13 protein-coding genes are annotated in these 16,071 nt (G+C 62.7%); 10 read left to right on the top strand and 3 right to left on the bottom strand.

What is annotated here, in order from left to right; genetic code table 11:
* Genes tssK through tagH form a run of 3 tightly spaced genes read right to left on the bottom strand, consistent with a single transcriptional unit; the run spans position 1 to position 3,270 of the window.
* Positions 1–1,335 carry a type VI secretion system baseplate subunit TssK gene (gene tssK / locus A7317_RS29645; protein WP_024078127.1) on the bottom strand — a complete coding sequence of 445 codons (1,335 nt, stop codon included), beginning with the start codon at positions 1,333–1,335 and terminating at the stop codon, positions 1–3.
* Between the two features lie 18 nt (positions 1,336–1,353).
* Positions 1,354–1,863 (bottom strand): type VI secretion system lipoprotein TssJ, encoded by a 510-nt coding sequence (gene tssJ, locus A7317_RS29640; RefSeq protein WP_069077352.1) that lies wholly within the window; start codon positions 1,861–1,863, stop codon positions 1,354–1,356.
* 51 nt (positions 1,864–1,914) lie between these two features.
* A complete protein-coding gene (tagH, locus tag A7317_RS29635) occupies positions 1,915–3,270 on the bottom strand; it encodes a type VI secretion system-associated FHA domain protein TagH (protein ID WP_069077351.1) in 1,356 nt (451 codons plus the stop codon).
* A 394-nt stretch (positions 3,271–3,664) separates the two neighbouring features.
* Here tagH and tssA point away from each other — a divergent pair, with 394 nt between their 5' ends.
* The 10 genes from tssA to A7317_RS29585 all read left to right on the top strand — a co-directional run bounded on the left by tssA (position 3,665) and on the right by A7317_RS29585 (position 16,065).
* Positions 3,665–4,684, top strand: a complete 1,020-nt coding sequence (gene tssA / locus A7317_RS29630) for a type VI secretion system protein TssA (protein ID WP_024078130.1) — start codon at positions 3,665–3,667, stop codon at positions 4,682–4,684.
* A 54-nt stretch (positions 4,685–4,738) separates the two neighbouring features.
* A complete protein-coding gene (gene tssB, locus A7317_RS29625; RefSeq protein ID WP_003213340.1) occupies positions 4,739–5,245 on the top strand; it encodes a type VI secretion system contractile sheath small subunit in 507 nt (168 codons plus the stop codon).
* A gap of 2 nt (positions 5,246–5,247) precedes the next feature.
* The gene (tssC, locus tag A7317_RS29620) at positions 5,248–6,744 is read left to right on the top strand and encodes a type VI secretion system contractile sheath large subunit (protein WP_024078131.1); all 1,497 of its coding nucleotides are present in this window, start codon (positions 5,248–5,250) and stop codon (positions 6,742–6,744) included.
* Between the two features lie 175 nt (positions 6,745–6,919).
* Positions 6,920–7,408 carry an Hcp family type VI secretion system effector gene (locus tag A7317_RS29615; RefSeq protein ID WP_024078132.1) on the top strand — a complete coding sequence of 163 codons (489 nt, stop codon included), beginning with the start codon at positions 6,920–6,922 and terminating at the stop codon, positions 7,406–7,408.
* A 93-nt stretch (positions 7,409–7,501) separates the two neighbouring features.
* Positions 7,502–8,017, top strand: a complete 516-nt coding sequence (gene tssE / locus A7317_RS29610; protein WP_027608263.1) for a type VI secretion system baseplate subunit TssE — start codon at positions 7,502–7,504, stop codon at positions 8,015–8,017.
* Positions 8,014–9,873, top strand: a complete 1,860-nt coding sequence (gene tssF / locus A7317_RS29605; protein WP_069077350.1) for a type VI secretion system baseplate subunit TssF — start codon at positions 8,014–8,016, stop codon at positions 9,871–9,873. Before tssE ends, tssF begins: the two co-directional genes overlap by 4 nt.
* A complete protein-coding gene (tssG, locus tag A7317_RS29600) occupies positions 9,837–10,880 on the top strand; it encodes a type VI secretion system baseplate subunit TssG (RefSeq protein ID WP_024078135.1) in 1,044 nt (347 codons plus the stop codon). Before tssF ends, tssG begins: the two co-directional genes overlap by 37 nt.
* On the top strand, positions 10,873–13,527 hold the full coding sequence (tssH, locus tag A7317_RS29595) for a type VI secretion system ATPase TssH (RefSeq protein WP_024078136.1): 2,655 nt from the start codon (positions 10,873–10,875) through the stop codon (positions 13,525–13,527). The genes tssG and tssH overlap by 8 nt, the downstream gene beginning before the upstream one ends.
* 147 nt (positions 13,528–13,674) lie before the next feature.
* On the top strand, positions 13,675–15,615 hold the full coding sequence (locus A7317_RS29590; protein WP_069077349.1) for a type VI secretion system Vgr family protein: 1,941 nt from the start codon (positions 13,675–13,677) through the stop codon (positions 15,613–15,615).
* Between the two features lie 15 nt (positions 15,616–15,630).
* Positions 15,631–16,065, top strand: a complete 435-nt coding sequence (locus A7317_RS29585; RefSeq protein WP_024078138.1) for a DcrB-related protein — start codon at positions 15,631–15,633, stop codon at positions 16,063–16,065.
* Positions 16,066–16,071: the final 6 nt, after the last annotated feature.

Raw genomic sequence — 16,071 nt, 5'->3', positions numbered from 1 at the left:
TTATCCTCGGATCGCCCAGAAGGCCAGGTTCAAACCCGGGAACTGCCCGGCGATATGGAAGGCGAAACCGCCGGAGTTGCCCAACTGCTGCCAGTGCTCGCTGCCACGGTCCAGCTCGTAATAGGTACTGCCCGCGTGGTAGGGAATCTGACGTGGCGCCACCGGCAACGGCAGCAGGCTGATGCCCGGCAGTTGCAGGTTGACCAGGTCACGGATGTGCTCCACCGAGCCGACCTTGCTCTGCTGGCCGAAGCGCGCGCGCAGGGTTTCGCCGGGCACATCGGCACGCACCACGAGGATGAAGCTGGCGCTGTCGAGCAGGGTCTTGTCGGCCAGCATCGCCACGTGGATGCCATAGGCTTTCTCCACGATCGGGATCGGCGTGGCCTTGCTGTCGATCAGCATCGACAACGCTTCGCGCAGCGCTGCCATCACCGGGGCGAAGCTCAGGGCCAGGTCGTCGTGCTGGTACTGCGGGTATTCCTGGGGGCGACGGCCACTGGTGGAAAAGGTGGAAAACTCACCGGCCAGGCTGACCAGTTCGCTGAAGAAACGCTCCGGATGCAGCGGGCTCAACTGGTTGAAATGCTGGATCAGCGGTTGGGCACGGTTGACCAGTTGCAACAGCATGAAGTCGGCAATCTCCGACGCCCCACCGGCACCCGAGGCCACCACACGGCCCGCCAGGGCTTCGCCACGCTGGTGCAGCAGGCCAAGCAGCTCACTGCGAAATGCGCTCAGTGGTTTGCTCGCGGCCACGTCCAATACCGGCGGGATATAAGTGTCGTCGAGGACCAGCGCGCGGTCGGCGCGTTTTTCCTTGATGCGCACCAGCCCGATGGCGGCGTAATCGCTGATGCCATCCTGCGCGGTCAGCAGGCGCAAGGCACGGGAGCCAACGGCCACTGGGGCGCGGTTCTCGAACGGGGCGTTGTCATCGCGCACTTCGCGCACCTGGCTCACGTAACGCGCGGCGCCAAGGTCTTCGCCGTCGTCGACGGTGTCGCGGGCACCCGCGCGCTTGAGGGGCAAGGCCAGGTAGACCAGGCCGTCGCGCAGGTTGTCGTCGATATTCAACGGGCTCGGCGCGAGGTCATCCTGGGGAATATTGAACGGCGTGCCGTCGGGCAACAGGCCGCGTGCCGACACGATCGCCAGCTTGCCCTGGGCCAGCAGGCCCTGGTCGATCAGCAACTCGGAAAAGCCCCAGGCGCCGGCGGACAGCGGACGGCTGCGGGCGTCGATCAGGTTTTCCAGGTAACGGTCATGCTGCTGGAAGTGCTGCGTTCCGATGAACATGCCTTCCGACCAGACCACGCGATTGTTCCAGGACATGGGGGCTCCGATTGCTTCTTATTGGGCAGGGCTGGATGGGGTAGCCACGACGTCGGCGCGCACGGCACGCACATCGAGGCTGATCTGGTATTCGGTGTATTGGCGCGCGGGCACGTTGATCACCGTGCGCCATTGCGCGCGGTCCAGCTCGCGATAACCCACCAGCAAGCCGATCTGGCGCGTGGAGGGGTCGAGGTCGCGCTGGATGCTCAGTTGCTGGCCGGGTTGCACCATGACTTCGTCCTGGTCCAGCAGGTCCAGGCCGAGGGTGGATTGCGCGCGGTCAGCCAGGGCGAAGTAATCGGAGCGGGCGAAGGTAGCGGCGTTCTTCAGTTCGAAAATCCGTACCCGCACCGGGGCGGCCTGGCCGTTGGCGCCGGGGTTAAGCCCGGCAATGGCGTGGAAATGCAACTCGACGGCGGCGGTGTCCACTTCAGCCTCAGCGGCTGTTTCGGGTTTGGCCGCGTCCTTGGCACACGCGGTCAGCAGCAGCGCGGTAGTGACTGCGAGTAAAAACCTGGGAATCATCCTGCGTCCTCAATGACGTACTTAGCTATCCGTTAATCCATGTGCTGCGGGTCAGCGACGCTGGCGTGCGCTGTGTTCTTCGTAGGCTCGGCTGAATTCGCGGCCGAACAGGTCCTGGAAATCTTCCTGGGCCTCGCGGGAAATATTGCTGTAGAGCTCTGTGAATTGTTGCCAGTACTGGGCCTGGCGCGAACCGTTGAAAAGGCTCGACAGCCCGCCGGGTTTGCCCATGCGTTCTTCCAGTTGTGCCGGTTCGAAGCGGCCGAGCAGGTGTTTGATCGCCGCTTCCACCCCCGCCATCACCGCCAACTGATGGGCGCGCAGATCGTCGAAACTGTCGCGCACGGCGAGATCCGGAGCCATAAACGCTTGGTTGCCATGGCGAAGCAGCAGCAGTAACGCTTCGTCGGCGTTCGGTGCGAATTTCAACGGATTGTTTTCGGCGGGTTGGATCATCGTCTGCTGCATGCGGAACTCGCCCTTGAGACTGGCGCGGGCGCGCAACACGTCGATCAAGCCCTCGACCATCAGGCGGTAGCTGCGGCCGATGCTTTCCATCTGCGCACAGGCATCGGCCTTGTCCAGGCGCAGTTGATCCAGGCCCGCGCCACGCAGGAAGGCTTGCAGGAGGTCGGGTTGCCGGGTATCGGCCACGGGGAGCACGGGCTCGACCACGGGGGGCGACGGCACGCTCGGTGCAGGCGGCGGTGTCGGTACGGGGGGTGGTGTCGGCGCGGGCGGCGGCGCGCTGGTCAACGGCGCTGGCGTATCGCCAAACAGGTCCCAGTCTTCGGGAATCACCGCGCCGGATATCGCAGGCTTCTCGACCACCGGCACCGCGACCGGCGTAGGTGGGCGGAAGTCGTGTTGCTCGGAGGGTACGTGGTCCGGCACGGTGGGCGGCGGTACGGCGGTGGGGCTGAGGAAGTCGAACAGGTCGGGCAGGGTGTCCATCGACGAAGCGCCGTGGAACTGCGGCGCAATCACGGGCGTCGGCGCGGGCTTGTTCGCCACGGCGCCCATCAAGGCCTCAAAACTGTTCGGTGAATCACCGGCAAACGGCTGGCTATCGACGGCCTGCACGTTGAAATCGATACGTGCCTGGATTTCGTAATCGCCGATGCGGATCAACTCGCCATCCTGCAGCGGCTCGCTATTACCCCGGCGCATACGAATACCGGCGTTAACCAACTCCACACCATTTGTACTGTTATCGGTTAAATAATAACGGCCATCTTTGTATTGAATAACGCAGTGTTGCGAAGACACCAGGCGCTCAGGGTCGGGCAATACCCAGTCATTATCCGAGCTGCGGCCGATAGCCATCGAGCCCTGGTTCATGGACTTTTCGGAGCACTGCCCCGGGGTAATCTTGTGATAACTAGTGATAGTCAAACACAGCGACATCTTGCCTCCTTGCTGATACTTCGCGCGCAGTCGATCCAAGGGACAGCGATTCCCGAGAGATCCCCATCAGGTCGTGCAATCGACCTTCCACAACCTGCTTTTGTCAGCATGATCGCTGATCTTAACTGGCCTTCATGACAAAAATCCTGTTCCGGTGCGTCGTTCGACCCACCAGTCGCACAGGTTGTTAAACACCGCACATCTGTCACAGAGCGCGAATAGCTTACCTTGACAAGGCATAAGTACTACACCAAAAATGCACAACTTCTTGAATACCAGTGATGGCACATTAGTGGCATCTTACTTATATGACCAAGAAAACATGCAAAGTTCCTCGCGCAACTAATGCATGAATTGCCCGCCATTTAACGGGCTGATAGGGAGATCGATTTCAGTGGATGTGCCGTTGCTGCTCACCGCCGTTTCCGCGACTTCGCCGTGTGGTGAAGACATGGAATATGACGCGCAATTTTTGCAATTGGAGCGTGATGCCAAGGGCCAACCCGAGCGCAGCATGGGCGACTCGATCCTGCCCGCTGAACCGCCGGAGTGGCGCAGCATCCAGCAGCAAAGCCTTGACTTGCTGCAACGCAGCAAAGACCTGCGCATCACCCATTTCCTGCTGCAAAGCTCCCTCGCCCTGCAAGGCGTGGCCGGGCTGGCTGAAGTCCTCACGCTGATCAACGCGCTGCTGCGCGAATACTGGGCCGACCTGCATCCGCACCTGGATGCCGACGACGATAACGACCCCACCGTGCGCATCAACGCCCTGTCTGGCCTGACCAGCGACGCGACCATTCGTCTGTTGCGCGAAAGCATCCTCACGCGCTCGCGCACCTTCGGCCCCGTGAGCCTGCGCGCTGCGCTCAGCGCCAGCGGCCTGATGAATTTCCCCGATGAACAACTCGGCGCCCAGCAACTCAACGCCGCGTTCCTCGACAGCGATCCCGAACAACTGCAGGCCACCCGTGACGCCTTGAGCACGGCGCGCGCCGCTTGCGAAGCCATCGAGCAGCAGGTCAGCGACCAGGTCGGTTCAGCCCAGGGCGTGGACCTCAGCCTGCTGAAGCAGCCGCTCAAGCAGGCGTTGCAAATACTCAACCAAGCCGTACCCGACCCTACAAGCAGCCGCGAACCCGAGGCCGTCAGTGACGACAATGCCCCCTCGGTCGATTTCGCCGCTGCCCCCGCCGCACCTCGCCCCACTGGCGACATCGCCAACCGCGACGACGTGCTGCGCAGCCTCGACAAGATCCTTGCGTACTACACCCGGCACGAGCCTTCGAGCCCGCTGCCGGTGTTGTTGAACCGGGCCAAACATCTGGTGCACGCCGACTTCGCGGCCATCGTGCGCAACCTGATTCCCGATGGCATGTCCCAATTTGAAAACCTGCGCGGCCCGGACGGCGAGTAAACCGCCCGGCAGTGCAGTAACAACACCGTCGCTCAAGCGACCAGGAGCAGCAACGTGGCGAAGCAAAGTTCTCAGAAATTCATCGCGCGCAACCGCGCGCCTCGAGTGCAGATCGAGTACGACGTCGAGCTCTACGGCGCCGAGAAAAAGGTCCAGCTGCCCTTCGTGATGGGTGTGATGGCCGACCTCGCCGGCAAGCCTGCCGAGCCTCTGGCGCCTGTGGCCGACCGCAAGTTCCTTGAAGTGGATGTCGATAACTTCGACTCGCGCCTCAAGGCCATGCAGCCACGCGTGGCGTTCCACGTACCCAACGAGCTGACCGGTGAAGGCAACCTGAGCCTGGATATCACCTTCGAAAGCATGGACGACTTCAGCCCGGCCGCCGTGGCCCGCAAGGTCGACTCGCTCAAGCAACTGCTCGAAGCCCGCACCCAACTGGCCAACCTGCTGACCTACATGGACGGCAAGACTGGCGCTGAAGAAATCATCATGAAGGCGATCAAGGACCCGGCACTGCTTCAGGCACTTGCCAGCGCGCCTAAGCCTGCAGGGGAGCAGTAATCATGACTGACAATACCGCCCGCGAAGGCGCCCAGAGCCTGGGTGCAATTGAGGAAACCAGCGAGTTCGCATCCTTGTTGATGCAGGAATTCAAGCCTAAGACCGAGCGTGCCCGCGAAGCCGTGGAAACCGCCGTGCGCACCCTGGCCGAACAGGCCCTGGCGCAAACCGACCTGGTGTCCAACGACGCGATCAAGTCGATCGAATCGATCATCGCCGCCATCGACGCCAAGCTCACCGCCCAGGTCAACCAGATCATCCACCACCCGGATTTCCAACAGCTGGAAAGCGCCTGGCGTGGCCTGCACTACCTGGTCAACAACACCGAGAGCGATGAGCAGCTCAAGATTCGCGTGCTCAACATCTCCAAGCCGGACCTGCACAAGACCCTGAAGAAATTCAAGGGCACGGCCTGGGACCAGAGCCCGATCTTCAAGAAGATGTACGAAGAAGAATACGGCCAGTTCGGCGGCGAACCGTACGGTTGCCTGGTAGGCGACTACTACTTCGACCAGTCGCCACCCGATGTCGAGCTGCTGGGCGAGCTGTCGAAAGTCTGCGCCGCCATGCACGCCCCGTTCATCGCTGCGGCTTCGCCGACCGTGATGGGCATGGGCTCGTGGCAGGAACTGTCGAACCCGCGCGACCTGACCAAGATCTTCACCACCCCGGAATACGCCGGCTGGCGCTCGCTGCGTGAATCGGAAGACTCGCGCTACATCGGCCTGACCATGCCGCGCTTCCTGGCGCGCCTGCCGTATGGCGCCAAGACCGACCCGGTGGAAGCCTTCGCTTTCGAAGAAAACACCGATGGCGCCGACAGCTCCAAGTACACCTGGGCCAACGCGGCCTATGCGATGGCGGTGAACATCAACCGTTCGTTCAAGCACTACGGCTGGTGCTCGCGCATCCGTGGCGTGGAGTCTGGCGGTGAAGTGGAAAACCTGCCGGCCCACACGTTCCCTACCGATGACGGTGGCGTGGACATGAAGTGCCCGACCGAAATCGCCATCAGCGACCGCCGTGAAGCGGAACTGGCGAAGAACGGTTTCATGCCGCTGCTGCACAAGAAAAACACCGACTTCGCCGCGTTCATCGGTGCGCAGTCGTTGCAGAAACCGGCCGAATACGACGACCCGGACGCCACCGCCAACGCCAACCTGGCCGCGCGCCTGCCGTACCTGTTCGCCACCTGCCGTTTCGCTCACTACTTGAAGTGCATCGTGCGCGACAAGATCGGTTCCTTCAAAGAGAAGGACGAGATGCAGCGCTGGTTGCAGGACTGGATCCTCAACTACGTCGACGGCGACCCGGCGCACTCCACCGAAACCACCAAGGCCCAGCACCCGCTCGCTGCCGCTGAAGTGATCGTGGAGGACGTCGAAGGCAACCCGGGTTACTACAACTCCAAGTTCTACCTGCGCCCGCACTACCAGCTCGAAGGGCTGACCGTGTCGTTGCGCCTGGTATCGAAGCTGCCTTCGGCGAAAAGCGCGTAAAAAATCCGGACTGGCTCGCTCCCTGTAGGAGCGAGCTTGCTCGCGAAAAACTTGAAGGCGCTGCGTTCATCCAGGATGCCTGCGTCACCGTTGACGACCTTCGCGAGCAAGCTCGCTCCTACAGGGGTCGGCGGCGTTAACAAATACTGTGGCTGAGACCACACAGGGAGAAAACATGGCTGTTGATATTTTCATCAAGATCGGCGACATCAAGGGCGAGTCCATGGACAAGGCCCACAAGGACGAGATCGACGTGCTGAACTGGAGCTGGGGCATGTCCCAGTCCGGCAACATGCACGTCGGCGGTGGCGGCGGCGCGGGCAAGGTGAATATCCAGGACCTGTCGCTGACCAAGTACGTCGACAAGGCGTCGCCGAACCTGATGATGCACTGCGCCAGCGGCAAGCACATCGACAAGGTCAAGCTGACCGTGCGCAAGGCCGGTGGCGAAAGCCAGGTCGAGTACATGATCATCAATCTGGAAGAAGTGCTGGTCACGTCCCTGAGCACCGGCGGTTCGGGCAGCGATGACCGCCTGACTGAAAACGTCACCCTGAACTTCGCCCAAGTGATGGTCGACTACCAGCCGCAGAAAGCCGACGGCACCAAAGACGGCGGCGCGATCAAGTTTGGCTGGAACATCCGTTCCAACACCAAGCGCTGATAGCCTTTGTGGCCGTGGCTTTGCGCCACGGCCACAAGCCCCTACCCCTCTGAACGAGCGTCCCTCTCACAACCCGTCCGTGGAGCTGCTTTGGTGGTAACTGAAATCGCTTCCCGCGACCGTCTGCAACCGTCCCTGCTGGACCGGTTGACCGACGACGACCCAACCAATCCCAAGGAAAGCGCGGATAAACGCGTATTGTCCCTGACCCAATTGAAGGCCTCGGTGCTGCGCGACCTGGCGTGGCTGCTCAACACCACGTCGTTGCTCGATGCCGATGCCACGCTGCACACACAAGCAGGCACCTCGGTGGTCAATTACGGCCTGCCGGCGCTGGCGGGCAACAGCGTTTCCAGCGTTGATATCAAGGCCCTGGAAGCCCTGATCTACCAGGCGATCGCCACCTTTGAACCACGCATCCTGCGCCACACCCTGCGCGTCAAAGCCCGCGTCGGCCATGGCGAGATGAATCACAACGCCCTGAGTTTCGAGATCGAAGGCGACCTGTGGGCGCAGCCGGTGCCATTGCGCCTGTTGCTGCAAACCGACCTCGACCTGGAATCCGGCCATGTGCGCGTGGTCAATGCCGACCAGCGGAGGCGCCCATGAACCCGCGTCTGCTGGAGCTGTACAACCAGGAACTGCACCACGTGCGCGAAAGCGCCGCCGAGTTCGCCAAGGAATACCCGAAGATCGCCAGTCGGCTGACCCTGTCCGGTATGGACTGCGCCGACCCCTACGTCGAACGCTTGCTGGAGGGGTTCGCCTACCTCACTGCCCGCGTGCAGCTCAAGCTCGACGCCGAGTACCCGACCTTCACCCACAACCTGCTGGAAATCGCCTACCCGCACTACCTGGCGCCGACCCCGTCGATGACCGTGGTGCAGTTGCAGACCGATCCCGATGAAGGCTCCCTGGCCAGCGGCTTCCCGCTGCCGCGCGACACCGTGTTGCGCGCCGCCTTGGGCCGCGAAACCCAGACCTGCTGCGAGTACCGCACCGCGCATCCGGTGACGTTGTGGCCGTTGCAGGTCAGTGGCGCCGAGTACTTCGGCAACCCCGCCGCCGTGCTCGGGCGCCTGGCCGCCAGTGAGCCGAAAGCCAAGGCCGGCTTGCGCCTGACCCTGCGCACCGGCGCCGAATTGCCGTTCAACAGCCTCGACCTGGACAACCTGCCGCTGTACCTCAGCGGTGCCGACGAGCAGCCGTTCCGCCTTTACGAACAACTGCTGGGCAACGCCTGCGCGGTGTTTGCGCGCAAGCCCGGTGGCGATTGGGTCGAACGCCTGCCACAAGGCGCATTGCGCTCGCGGGGCTTCGACGACGCCGATGCCGCCATGCCAGTGGTGGCGCGGGCGTTCCAGGGCTACCGCCTGTTGCAGGAGTACTTCGCCCTGCCCCACCGCTTCCTGTTCGTCGAGTTCGCCGAGCTGAGCCGTGCGGTCAAGCGTTGCGACGGCCAGGAACTGGAACTGATCGTGCTGTTCGACCGTCACGAACCGAGCCTGGAAGGCAGCGTCGGCGCGGCGCAGTTTTTGCCGTTCTGCACCCCGGCGATCAACCTGTTCCCGAAGCGCGTGGACCGTATCCACTTGTCCGACCGGGTCAACGAACACCATGTGATCGCCGACCGCACGCGGCCGATGGATTTCGAGATTCATTCGTTGAGCGGCATCACCGGCCACGGCACCGGGCCAGAGCAGCCATTTTTGCCGTTCTATGCGGTACGCGATCCATCGCGGTATGGCCGCGACCAGGCTTACTACACCGTGCGCCGCGAGCCACGGGTGTTGTCCAGCGACCAGCGCCGCAACGGCCCGCGCTCCACCTATGTGGGCAGCGAAACCTTTGTCAGCCTGGTCGACAGCCGCCAGGCGCCATATCGCCACGACCTGCGCCAGCTTGGCGTGACCGCGTTGTGCACCAACCGCGATTTGCCGCTGTTCATGAGCGTGGGCAACGGCAAGACCGACTTCACCCTGGCCGACAGTGCGCCGGTTTTATCCGTGCGTTGCGTCGCCGGGCCAAGCCGCCCGCGCGCCAGCCATGCCCATGATGCCAAGGCCTGGCGCCTGATCAGCCAGTTGTCCCTCAACTATTTGTCCCTGAGCGAACAGGGCCAGGGCGCGGCGGCATTGCGCGAACTGCTACGCCTGTACGGCGACAGCAACGACGCCGCCCTGCAATTGCAGATCGAAGGCCTGCGCGAGGTCAGCAGCAAGGCGGTCACTCGCCGCTTGCCGATGCCCGGCCCGATTGTGTTTGGTCGTGGCCTGGAAATTACCTTGGAGTTTGATGAAAACGCGTTTCGCGGCACCGGCGTGTTCCTGCTCGGTGCGGTGCTGGAACGCTTCCTGGCACGCTACGTGTCGATCAACAGTTTTACGGAGACGGTGATCCGTACCACCGAACGCGGCGAGATCATGCGATGGAAAGCCAAGCCCGGGCGTCGTCCGACCCTGTGAGTACTTTGGATGCGATGCATCAGGAGCCCTGGGAATACGATTTCTTCCAGGCATTGCGGCGTATCGAGTGCGAATCGCCCGAGCTGCCGCGCCTGGGCCATTCCCTGCGCCTGGCGGATGACCCGCTGCGCCTGGGGCAGCAGGCCGATTGCACTTTCGCCCCGGCTACGCTGGCCTCGGTCGATCCCGGTGGCGACGGCAAGCCGGCGCGGCTGGAGCAATTCTTCTTCGGCCTTGGCGGCCCCAACGGCCCGCTGCCGCTGCATATCACCGAATACGTGCGCGAACGCCAGCGCAACAACGCCGACAGCACCAGCAAGCAGTTCCTGGATATCTTCCACCACCGCCTGCTGAGCCTGTTCTACCGGGCCTGGGCCGAGGCACGGCCGACGGTCAGCCACGACCGCCCGGACGATGACTACTGGTCTGCACGCCTCGCCGCACTGAGTGGTCGCGGGATGCCAAGCCTGCTGAATCAGGGGCTCATCCCTGATACCGCGAAGCTGCATTACAGCGGCCATCTGTCGGCGCAAACCCGCTACCCGGACGGTTTGAAGGCGATCCTCGGCGAGTATTTCGGCCTGCCGGTGGAGATCGAAGAATACGTCGGCCAATGGCTGGAACTGCCCGAGCGCAGCCGCGTGGGCGTCAGCGCCAACCAACTGGGCGTGGACTTCTGCCTGGGCAGCCACGTGTGGGACCGCCAGCATAAATTCCGTATCCGCCTGGGCCCACTCAAGCTGGACGACTACATGGGCATGCTGCCTGGCCAGTCGCCGTTCAATGAGCTGGTGGCCTGGGTGGCCGAGTACCTGGGCCATGAATTGGACTGGGACTTGAACCTGGTTTTGCAACAACCCGAAGTGCCGGCGCTGCAACTCAACGGCCAGTTCCGCCTGGGCTTCAACACCTGGCTTGGCCGCCCTGCGGTTGATGCCAACGACCTAATCCTGGCCCGGCATTACGCCGATCAAGCCACCACCTCAAGGAATCCAGAGCATGGGTGAAATCAGTCGCGCCGCGTTGTTCGGCAAACTCAACAGCGTGGCCTACAAGGCCATCGAAGCCGCCACCGTGTTCTGCAAGCTGCGGGGCAACCCGTACGTGGAACTGGCCCACTGGTTTCACCAGTTGCTGCAACTGCAGGACTCGGACCTGCACCGCATCATCCGCCAGTTCAACGTGGAACCGGCGCGCCTGGCCCGTGACCTCACCGAAGCCCTGGACCGCCTGCCGCGTGGTTCGACCTCGATCACCGACCTGTCTTCCCATGTGGAAGAAGCCGTGGAGCGCGGCTGGGTCTATGGCAGCCTGATGTTCGGCGAAAGCCAGGTGCGCACCGGTTACCTGGTGCTGGGCATCCTCAAGACCCCAAGCCTGCGCCATGCGTTGCTCGGCCTGTCGTCTGAGTTCGACAAGATCAAGGCCGAAGCCCTGAGCGAACGCTTTGACGAATACGTCGGCGACTCGCCGGAAAACGCCCTCAGCGCCAGCGATGGTTTTAATGCCGGCGTTCCAGGCGAAGCCAGCGGTGCCATGGCGCCGAGTGCGATGGGCAAGCAGGAGGCCCTCAAGCGTTTCACCGTCGACCTGACCGAGCAGGCACGCAGCGGCAAGCTCGATCCGATCGTGGGCCGTGACGAAGAGATCCGCCAACTGGTGGACATCCTCATGCGTCGCCGCCAGAACAACCCGATCCTCACCGGCGAAGCCGGCGTCGGCAAGACCGCCGTGGTCGAAGGTTTTGCCCTGCGCATCGTCGCCGGCGACGTGCCGCCCGCGCTGAAAGACGTGGAACTGCGCAGCCTCGACGTGGGCCTGCTGCAAGCCGGCGCCAGCATGAAAGGCGAGTTCGAACAGCGCCTGCGCCAGGTCATTGAAGACGTCCAGGCCTCGCCCAAGCCGATCATTCTGTTTATCGACGAAGCCCACACCCTCGTAGGTGCCGGTGGTGCCGCCGGGACCGGTGATGCCGCCAACCTGCTCAAGCCCGCCCTGGCCCGTGGCACCCTGCGTACCGTGGCCGCGACGACCTGGGCCGAGTACAAAAAACACATCGAGAAAGACCCGGCCCTGACCCGTCGTTTCCAAGTGGTACAGGTGGCCGAGCCGTCGGAAGACAAGGCGCTGCTGATGATGCGCGGCGTGGCGTCGACCATGGAGAAACACCACCAGGTGCAGATCCTCGATGAAGCCCTGGAAGCCTCGGTGAAGCTGTCTCACCGCTACATCCCCGCGCGCCAGTTGCCGGACAAATCCGTGAGCCTGCTGGACACCGCCTGCGCCCGCGTCGCCATCAGCCTGCACGCGGTGCCGGCCGAAGTGGACGACAGCCGTCGCCGCATCGAAGCCCTGGAAACCGAGCTGCAAATCATCGCCCGCGAGCATGCCATCGGCATTGCGATTGGCGCGCGCCAGAGCAACAGCGAAGCCTTGCTGAGCGCCGAGCGCGAGCGCCTGGCCACGTTGGAAAGCCGCTGGGCCGAAGAAAAAGCGTTGGTGGATGAGTTGCTCGCCACCCGTGCAACCCTGCGCGAAAAGGCCGGGGTTGTAGACAGTGGCAACGATGAGCTGCGTGCAAAACTGGTCGATCTGCAACAGCGCCTCACCGCGCTGCAAGGCGAAACCCCGTTGATCCTGCCGACCGTGGATTACCAGGCCGTGGCCTCGGTGGTCGCCGACTGGACCGGTATCCCGGTGGGCCGCATGGCCCGCAACGAACTGGAAACCGTGCTCAACCTCGACCAGCACCTGAAAAAACGCATCATCGGCCAGGACCACGCCCTGCAGATGATCGCCAAGCGCATCCAGACCTCCCGCGCCGGCCTCGATAACCCGAGCAAGCCGATCGGTGTGTTCATGCTGGCCGGCACCTCGGGCGTGGGCAAGACCGAAACCGCCCTGGCCCTGGCCGAAGCCATGTACGGCGGCGAGCAGAACGTGATCACCATCAACATGAGCGAGTTCCAGGAAGCCCATACCGTGTCGACCCTCAAGGGTGCGCCACCGGGCTATATCGGCTACGGCGAAGGCGGCGTGCTGACCGAAGCGGTGCGGCGCAAACCTTACAGCGTGGTCCTGCTGGACGAGGTGGAGAAAGCCCACCCGGACGTGCATGAGATCTTCTTCCAAGTGTTCGACAAGGGCGTGATGGAAGACGGCGAAGGCCGGGTGATCGACTTCAAGAACACCCTGATCCTGCTGACCACCAACGCCGGTACCGAGCTGATTTCCCAGGTGTGCAAGGACCCGGCGAACATTCCCGAGCCGGAAGAAATCGCCAAGGCCCTGCGCCAGCCATTGCTGGAGATCTTCCCGCCAGCCTTGCTCGGCCGCCTGGTGACCATTCCTTACTACCCGCTCAGCGATGAGATGCTCAAGGCGATCACCCGCCTGCAACTCAACCGCATCAAGAAGCGTGTGGAAAATACGCACAAGGTCGCCTTCGACTACGACGACGCGGTGGTCGACCTGATCGTCTCGCGCTGCACCGAAACCGAAAGCGGCGGGCGCATGATCGACACCATCCTCACCAACAGCCTGCTGCCCGACATGAGCCGTGAATTCCTCACGCGCATGCTTGAGGGCAAGGCGCTGGCGGGTGTGCGCATCAGCAGCCGGGATAATGAGCTGCACTACCAGTTCAACGATTGACCTGACGGAATACAGCTCAACATGTGGGAGGGGGCTTGCCCCCGATGGCGGTGAATCAGTCACCAATGCATCACCTGACACACTGCTATCGGGGGCAAGCCCCCTCCCACATTTGGACTGGGTTCCTTCAGTTATTAGGGTACTTCGATGCTATTCAACCAAGCCTCACGCCTGGCCAAGATCACCAGCCCCCTCGGGCCGGATGTGCTGCTGCTCAATGAAATGGGCGGCGGCGAAGAGCTGGGGCGCCTGTTCACCTACGAGCTGCAACTGACGTCCCTGGACGCCAACATCGACCTCAACCAGTTGCTCGGCAAGCCGATGAGCGTGGGCCTGCAACTGGCGGACGGTGGCGAACGGCACTTCCACGGCATCGTCGCGCAGTGCAGCCAGAGCATCGACCAGGGCCAGTTTGCCAGTTACCAGGTGACGCTACGCCCATGGCTGTGGCTGCTCAGCCGTACGTCCGATTGCCGGATTTTCCAGAACCTGAGCATCCCGCAGATCATCAAGCAGGTGTTCCGCGACCTGGGCTTTTCCGACTTCGAAGACGCCCTGAGCCGGCCGTATCGCGAGTGGGAATACTGCGTGCAGTACCGCGAGACCAGTTTCGATTTCGTCAGCCGCCTGATGGAACAGGAAGGCATCTACTACTTCTTCCGCCATGAGCAGGACCGCCATGTGCTGGTGCTGGCCGATGCCTATGGCGCCCACACTACGGTGCCGGGCTACGCGTCGATCCCCTACTACCCCAAGGACGAGCAGCAACGCGAACGCGACCACATGCACAACTGGCACCTGGCGCAGCAAGTGCAGCCGGGCTCGCTGGAGCTCAACGACTACGACTTCCAGCGCCCCAGCGCGAGCATCGACGTGCGCTCGGCCATGCCGCGCCCGCACACCGCGGGCGACTACCCGCTGTACGACTACCCCGGCACCTACGTGCAAAGCGCAGACGGCGAACACTACGCACGTACCCGCATCGAAGCCCTGCAAACCCTGCATGAGCAGATCGAGTTCAGCGGCAACGCCCGCGGCCTGGGGGCCGGCCACCTGTTCAGCCTCGCCGGCTTCAGCCGCCAGGACCAGAACCGCGAATACCTGATCGTCGGCTGCCGTTACTACATCGTCCAGGAAAGCCTGGAAAGCGGCGGCGGTTCAGGCGCGGCGCAGTTCGAAAGCAGCCTGACCTGCATCGACGCCCAGCAAAGCTTCCGCCCACTGGCGAGCACCCACCGCCCGATCGTCAAAGGCCCGCAGACCGCGCTGGTGGTGGGCCCCAAAGGCGAGGAAATCTGGACCGACCAGTACGGCCGCGTGAAGGTGCACTTCTACTGGGACCGTCACGACCAATCCAACGAAAACAGCTCGTGCTGGATACGCGTCTCGCAATCCTGGGCCGGCAAGAACTGGGGCTCGATGCAGATTCCACGCATCGGCCAGGAAGTGATTGTGAGCTTTCTGGAAGGTGATCCCGACCGGCCGATCATCACCGGGCGGGTGTACAACGCGGAGCAGACGGTGCCCTACGACCTGCCGGAAAATGCGACCCAGAGCGGCATGAAGAGCCGCTCGAGCAAGGGCGGCACGCCGGCCAATTTCAATGAAATCCGCATGGAGGACAAGAAGGGATTGGAGCAGTTGTACATCCATGCCGAGCGTAACCAGGACATCGTCGTCGAAGTGGACGAAAGTCACTCGGTGGGGCATGACCGCAACAAGAGCATCGGGCACAACGAGACGGTGACCATCGGCAACAACCGCCTGCGCATCGTCAAGCAGGAAGACATCCTCTCGGTGGGCCAGAGGAAGACCGACAGCATCAGCCAGAGCTACGTCATCGAAGTCGGTGAAAACCTGCGCCTGGTCTGCGGTGAAAGCATCCTGGAGCTCAACGCCAGCGGGCAGATCAACCTGACTGGCGTGCAAATCAGTTTCTACGCCAGTGGCGATGCCGAGTTCAATACCGGCGGCGTGCTGCACCTGAACAACGGCGGCGGCCCCGGCGCCACGCCCGATGGCCAGGGCCAGAAAGGCGCCATCGACGCCAATATCAAAGCCGCGTTTCCCGCGCCTAAAAGCTCCTGACGAGACCTGTTTTCCATGACGTACCGAATCAACGAATTCCAGTTTCAACTGCCCGCCAGTGAGTTGCAGGACGCGACGATCAACATCCTCAAGTTCCCCGAACTGGGCACCTCCCTGATCGTCAGCCGCAGCCTGCTCGCCGAGGGCGAAACCCTGCACAGCAACTTCAACGACCAGCTCCAGCGCCTGGAAAAACAGGTGCAGGACTTGCGCTATCAACCGGGTGTGGATGTGCGCCTGGGCGCCGCGCAAGAGGTCGAAGGCATCGAGCTGCGCAGCCAGTTCAACAAGGGCAATGACAAGGTGTTTCAGTATCAGTTGGCCCTGGTGATACCGGGCACACGCAAGATGCTCGCGTTGAGTTATGTGAAGGCGGACAAGCTGGGTGATGCCGAGGCGGCGCATTGGGCATTGATCAAAAACTCGCTGTCGTTCGACGCGATTTCTTGATGAGCT

Origin of the sequence: Pseudomonas fluorescens, assembly GCF_001708445.1 — a bacterium.
Taxonomy (GTDB): Bacteria; Pseudomonadota; Gammaproteobacteria; order Pseudomonadales; family Pseudomonadaceae; genus Aquipseudomonas; species Aquipseudomonas gorinensis.
This window is presented reverse-complemented; position numbering and strand designations above follow the sequence as displayed.

Coding starts and splice junctions, on each gene's coding strand:
- tssK (WP_024078127.1), bottom strand. CDS start 1,335: ATGTCCTGGAACAATCGCGTGGTCTGGTCGGAAGGCATGTTCATCGGA.
- tssJ (WP_069077352.1), bottom strand. CDS start 1,863: ATGATTCCCAGGTTTTTACTCGCAGTCACTACCGCGCTGCTGCTGACC.
- tagH (WP_069077351.1), bottom strand. CDS start 3,270: ATGTCGCTGTGTTTGACTATCACTAGTTATCACAAGATTACCCCGGGG.
- tssC (WP_024078131.1), top strand. CDS start 5,248: ATGACTGACAATACCGCCCGCGAAGGCGCCCAGAGCCTGGGTGCAATT.
- A7317_RS29615 (WP_024078132.1), top strand. CDS start 6,920: ATGGCTGTTGATATTTTCATCAAGATCGGCGACATCAAGGGCGAGTCC.
- tssF (WP_069077350.1), top strand. CDS start 8,014: ATGAACCCGCGTCTGCTGGAGCTGTACAACCAGGAACTGCACCACGTG.
- tssG (WP_024078135.1), top strand. CDS start 9,837: ATGGAAAGCCAAGCCCGGGCGTCGTCCGACCCTGTGAGTACTTTGGAT.
- tssH (WP_024078136.1), top strand. CDS start 10,873: ATGGGTGAAATCAGTCGCGCCGCGTTGTTCGGCAAACTCAACAGCGTG.
- A7317_RS29590 (WP_069077349.1), top strand. CDS start 13,675: ATGCTATTCAACCAAGCCTCACGCCTGGCCAAGATCACCAGCCCCCTC.
- A7317_RS29585 (WP_024078138.1), top strand. CDS start 15,631: ATGACGTACCGAATCAACGAATTCCAGTTTCAACTGCCCGCCAGTGAG.